The organism is Actinomycetota bacterium, from assembly GCA_018333515.1.
Taxonomy (GTDB): Bacteria; Actinomycetota; Aquicultoria; order Aquicultorales; family Aquicultoraceae; genus Aquicultor.
In genome coordinates, this window is record JAGXSZ010000029.1 from 1 (window position 1) to 4,938 (window position 4,938).

Genomic DNA, 4,938 nt, shown 5'->3' on the forward strand with positions numbered 1-4,938 from the left:
AATTTTAGGAAGCCGTCGATGGATTTTACAATTGACAAGCCCGGCGAACTGCGGTTCACACCAAAGGTGCACAGGCGTGTAAGAAATTCCTCCAGTTTTGGAAAAATGTCTACCGCTGCGCGCCGGCCTATCAAAAAACCAGAGCCTCGCGAAGCATCCTGTAAAGGACGACGGACTCTGGTTTACTCTTAGTAGCGGGGAGTGGATTCGAACCACTGACCTCCGGGTTATGAGTCAAAATCCTGAATCCGTGCCATTTGTGCAGCGGGCTCTGCAAATCAGCCGACCTGACGAACTCTGGTCCACGCTTGCCGGGCACGCTGCGGTAGCTAATCGATGTTCGTATAGTATCTGTTTTACGTGGGTTCGTCAAGTACTTTTTCTTGCTTTTCTTCATTCCTTTTTCCAATTCAATTGGTTCAAATCTATTTTCTCTTGGGGGATGCGTCCTCCCTGATTCAATAATGGCGCATCGCACTATTAGTTGTTGATTCCCCAGTCATGGGTGTTTCACAATCTCATTAAGCCTGCATAAGGTAAGGGCTAATCCTATTCCCCTGCCCGTCTATTTGCGCACCTGTTTGCCGGCTTATTTTATAAGATTCGGAGGCCATTCAAGATGCCAGGTAAAGACTTAGATTTTTTTATTACTCAAGAAAAAAACAGCCCCGTTGAACTTCGAGGCTACGTTTGGAAAGTCATTATGGATCCAACCAGGGTCGATGATGATCCGGGAATGTTCTTTGGGAGGTTGTTTCGAATGATCGATATCCGCCTCAACCGGGACGAGAAATCAACCTGGCCGGAAGGGATCGTATTTGAACACATCACCTCAGGATGCCGCCTTACTTATAAAGATGGTTTGTTGATGGATCTGACAAATTCCAAAGTGATTCAGAAGAAGCCAAGAATCCGTGATCGCAGCCGGCGTTCAATATGCAGAAGTGACATAAAGGGTAAGCCCATGACCAAAAAACCGAATCAAATTTCCTCAAATAGTCAGATGCGCCGGTTTGTTTTAATTCGAGCTGAAGACCTCACCGGCGTCTCAGGTACTGGCGAGGTTGCAGAAGGAACTGTATTTAGTAGTGGTTTGGCGGTCATTCGATGGCTCAGGGAACCTTATGCTATGGGTGTTTATCAAACTCTAGATGATGTCATTTCTGTCCATGGTCATGAAGGCCGAACGCAGTTGCAATTTATCGATTAAGGAGAAATCATATGACCACAAAGATCATCACCATTTCCAATCAAAAAGGCGGGGTAGGCAAGACAACCACGGCAGTAAACCTGGCGCATGCCCTTACTCTAAAAAATAAGCGAGTTCTAATGATCGACCTTGATCCTCAAGGGCAATGTGCAACCAAACTGGGCATGGATAGTCAGATGGGAACCTATTATTTCCTGACTACTCAACCAGAGTCTCCAAGTGAAATTACCTTTGTCCGCCAATGGATTCGAGACACCGGGCGTGATTTACTGCAATTGATTCCAGGCAACTCAATGACTTCTGCTGCGCAAATGATGTTGGGTGTCCAAGATCAACCGATCTCCTACATTAAAGACCTTCTCAAAACTTTCACGAAAGACCGGTTGGACTACATCATTTTTGACACCTCTCCTTCTGTGGGTGGTTTGCAGGAACGTGCGATTTGGGCAGCAGACCTGGTGATCGTTCCAACCGCGACTGAATTTGCGTCTTTGGATTCGTTAGCCAAAACAGTCACGACCATCCATACCTTGAGAGACAAGAAGAACTGGAAGGGGGGATTGTTGGGAATTTTACCGACCTTCTTTGATAGTACCAACGAGTCACGCGATTCAATGCAGGACCTACAGGCGACATTCAAAGAGAAAGTAATTTCCCCGATACATCGGGCGACTGTCTTGCGCGAATGTTGGTCGGAAGCAAAGACTATTTTCGAGTACGCTCCGGAAACGCGGGCTGCAGAAGAATACAAGTCTTTGGCAACTCTTGTATTGAAATATTAGAGGTCAGGATGCCCAGGCGCGATGCATTCACAGATTTACGTGATCCTCTTCCATTGACTGATGGTGAGGAAAATAAGCCGCAAGATTCCACAATACTCATACGACAACCATTGGATTTAATCCCCACAGCAGATCTCAAGAAGAAAAGATTGCGAAAGTGGGAACAGATTCATCGGTTTGAAACCGTGACCTACCGGGGAATTCCACGGCAAGTTGTGGAGCAGATTGTTGAAATTGCTCAGCGTCTTTCGGTTCCCAGGGATGAAGTTGTCAGGGCGTTCCTTGAGTATGGAGTAGAGCTTTGCCGAACTGAAAAACTCAGTCTTTTTGCATACCCCAAAGCCCAACGGATGACGCTGTTTCCGGAGGGAGGTCAAGGGAATCCTGTTTTGCCTTCTCAAAAAAATAAAGACCAGAATTGGTTGTCGGAAGCATTTCCTGTTCCCGAAAAGAAATCAATGGCATCCAAAAAGAAAAAATCCATGAAAGGCCAAGATACCATCCCCCATTGGGAGATGCGAGTAACTTTCCGAATCCCGGCTCTATTAAAGGAAGACGTTCGAACTATTGCGAGGGAGCACACCTTGCCAGTTGGAGAGGTTGTTTGGTTCTTCGTTATGGAAGGTGTGAAAGCTTCTCAGAATGGAACCTTACACCTACAACCATCACCCAAGACTATTGGGAAGACTTTGTTTCAGGAAGGATGTTGATGGCCTCCCTGCTTTCCTGGAAAATCTACCAATATTTTTTCGAGCCGAGAACTCCGTCTGCGTCCATGCTGACGTGCCGCAGACGTGGAGCTGACACGACGCAGACGTTGACGCAGACAAAGCCGCTGACGTTGAATAAACAGGAAGCCCATAGAGGGGTCTTTCCTGGAGGAAATGGGATAACCACCATTCTTATGGAAAAAGCTGAAATTGTGCCATTGTTTTGCTTTTTTCGAAATTGGTATTTTTATCGATAGGGATTTCTTTTATGAATGCAGTTGTTGAATTTTCACCGGAAAAAGCCTGGCAAGCGGCCGTCGCTAACCTCGAATCGGATATGGCGCGCGCGACTTTTAGCACCTGGGTGAAACCAACCCATCTGGTGGAATTTTCAGATGACACTTTTGTGATCGGCTGCATCAATGCTTATGGCCGGGATTGGTTATCGGATCGACTGACCACCACCTTGCAACGGTTCCTTACCGGTGTCTTAAACAGAGAAGCTAAAGTTCGTTTTGTGGTCTGTGAACAGGAAGTTGATGATGAGGATAATCTCGCTCAGGAAGAAAATCAAGATCAAGAAAATTACGAGGAAAATCCCATTGATCTGGATATCCACTATAGCTCTATCCGGAATATTCTACTGGAACCCGGGCGGGTGGTTCGCTTACCGGTATATAACTTGCGTTGGCTGCCGTATGTCGGTTCGCAAGTTATTTTCCTGGTGATGGCATTGTGGCAGGAATATTATCTGGCGAGTGGTGGAAAAGGGCGAAAAGGAAGTTGTAAAGTATCCGTTCGGGCTGAACGGATTTGTCAGTGGGCTGGGATCAGCCGAGCCCAGTTTTTTCGCTTACTACAACCTGGTAGCAGCCTGGGATGGTTTACACGAAAAATTGACACCGATCATGAAGTAGATAAGCGCTCAGGAAGGGCCAAAAAGTCCTCCAATAAATATGAACTATTCGAATCCCCGCTGACACCTGGGGACGCTGAAGACTTGAAGGCTTTTTTGCTTGATCATGGGATACAAGATTCCCCCCAGTCCGCGTTGCAATTGGCTATCAGCGCAAATCCAAAGGATATCTTGCAATACCCGGTTCGACGACCTACGGAAGACTTCAGCAAAATGATTCCACGTCATCTGACTGTTCAGGATGTCATAAGAGAACTGGTTGGGCACCGGCTCGATGGAGAGCTTGGCAACCTGGCGGACCAGCTTGCTGACCGCCTGGTAACACAGGGAGATTTCATCCTGGTCACCTGGTACTTCCTGAAACATTGGTTGCCCTTGCTGGGAGCAGATGCTGCCATGTTTGTTCTGGTTTTGCGCAATCTGTGCTACTTTAATGATGAGACAGGTGAAATCCGAGATGAAATCTGGATGGATGGTGGATATCAAGCCATCGCAAACCGGTTAGGGATCAACAACCCGCGAGTGGTGGCGAACTGGCTGCCTGTCCGGATAGGGCGAGGGAAACGGAAAGACGAATTGAGTGAACGCACGGTTGAAGAACTTTCTCGCCGGCAACGACTACAAGACTTGCTGAGCTTGTTTGTTGAACGCACCGATCACCGGATCAATTCTGAGGGCAATTACGGTTGGAAATTCAAGGTGCAGCGGGTTGATCCTCTCACGTCACAACATCAAACAATCCAACAGGCTGCTTCGTCTCTTTTTGTGAAATCAGAAAGTCTTTGTGTTCAGGACGAACTTGGTTCTTGGATCAGTTACCTGGGCAATGATTGTTTGGCGTCTGCCCGCCCTTGGCGTGAGACTGTCAAAACGGAGCCAATGGTTGTTTTGAGACTCTCAGATTTAACCAAGGGTTGTTCTGAGACTCTCAAGAGCATCCTCAATGATTGTCTTGAGACGCTCGACCTACAAGCCAATGATTGTTTTGAGACCCTTTTAAAGATTCTCAAAAGCTTTAAAGATTCCCTAAAAGATAAAGATACCCCTCTGTGACTATAATAGTGAGACAACTCCCCTCCATAATTTAGTGTTGAGGGCGGAGGAGAAAAAATCATGTCTCAGGAACCGAATGGTAAGGTCAGCGAGAAAATGCCGAATACCGAAGTGGTGGTCAAAGCAAAACGCCGGCAGTACCCGGCCGAATACAAACTGCGCATCTTACGGGAACTGGATGGCAGCCAGGGTGCAGGCGAGACAGGCGCCTTGCTGCGCCGGGAAGGACTGTATTCGTCTCATCTGACCAAATGGCGACGGCAACGC

The 4,938-nt window shown here is 47.3% G+C and carries 5 protein-coding genes; all 5 read left to right on the forward strand.

Annotated features, from left to right (window positions below; genetic code table 11):
- Nucleotides 1-1,003 precede the first annotated feature (1,003 nt).
- The gene (locus tag KGZ93_07065) at nt 1,004-1,210 is read left to right on the forward strand and encodes a hypothetical protein (protein ID MBS3909373.1); all 207 of its coding nucleotides are present in this window, start codon (nt 1,004-1,006) and stop codon (nt 1,208-1,210) included.
- 11 nt (nt 1,211-1,221) lie between these two features.
- Nucleotides 1,222-1,992: a ParA family protein gene (locus KGZ93_07070; GenBank protein ID MBS3909374.1), complete on the forward strand. Its 771-nt coding sequence runs from the start codon at nt 1,222-1,224 to the stop codon at nt 1,990-1,992.
- Between the two features lie 8 nt (nt 1,993-2,000).
- Nucleotides 2,001-2,702 (forward strand): hypothetical protein, encoded by a 702-nt coding sequence (locus tag KGZ93_07075; GenBank protein ID MBS3909375.1) that lies wholly within the window; start codon nt 2,001-2,003, stop codon nt 2,700-2,702.
- A 268-nt stretch (nt 2,703-2,970) separates the two neighbouring features.
- A complete protein-coding gene (locus tag KGZ93_07080; protein ID MBS3909376.1) occupies nt 2,971-4,671 on the forward strand; it encodes a hypothetical protein in 1,701 nt (566 codons plus the stop codon).
- Nucleotides 4,672-4,731: 60 nt separating this feature from the next.
- Nucleotides 4,732-4,938 (forward strand): transposase (locus KGZ93_07085; protein MBS3909377.1); only part of this gene is annotated, 207 nt, incomplete at its 3' end.

What these genes read in the sequence shown, in the direction of transcription:
- KGZ93_07065 (MBS3909373.1), top strand. Translation starts at nt 1,004, where the DNA reads ATGCGCCGGTTTGTTTTAATTCGAGCTGAAGACCTCACCGGCGTCTCA.
- KGZ93_07070 (MBS3909374.1), top strand. Translation starts at nt 1,222, where the DNA reads ATGACCACAAAGATCATCACCATTTCCAATCAAAAAGGCGGGGTAGGC.
- KGZ93_07075 (MBS3909375.1), top strand. Translation starts at nt 2,001, where the DNA reads ATGCCCAGGCGCGATGCATTCACAGATTTACGTGATCCTCTTCCATTG.
- KGZ93_07080 (MBS3909376.1), top strand. Translation starts at nt 2,971, where the DNA reads ATGAATGCAGTTGTTGAATTTTCACCGGAAAAAGCCTGGCAAGCGGCC.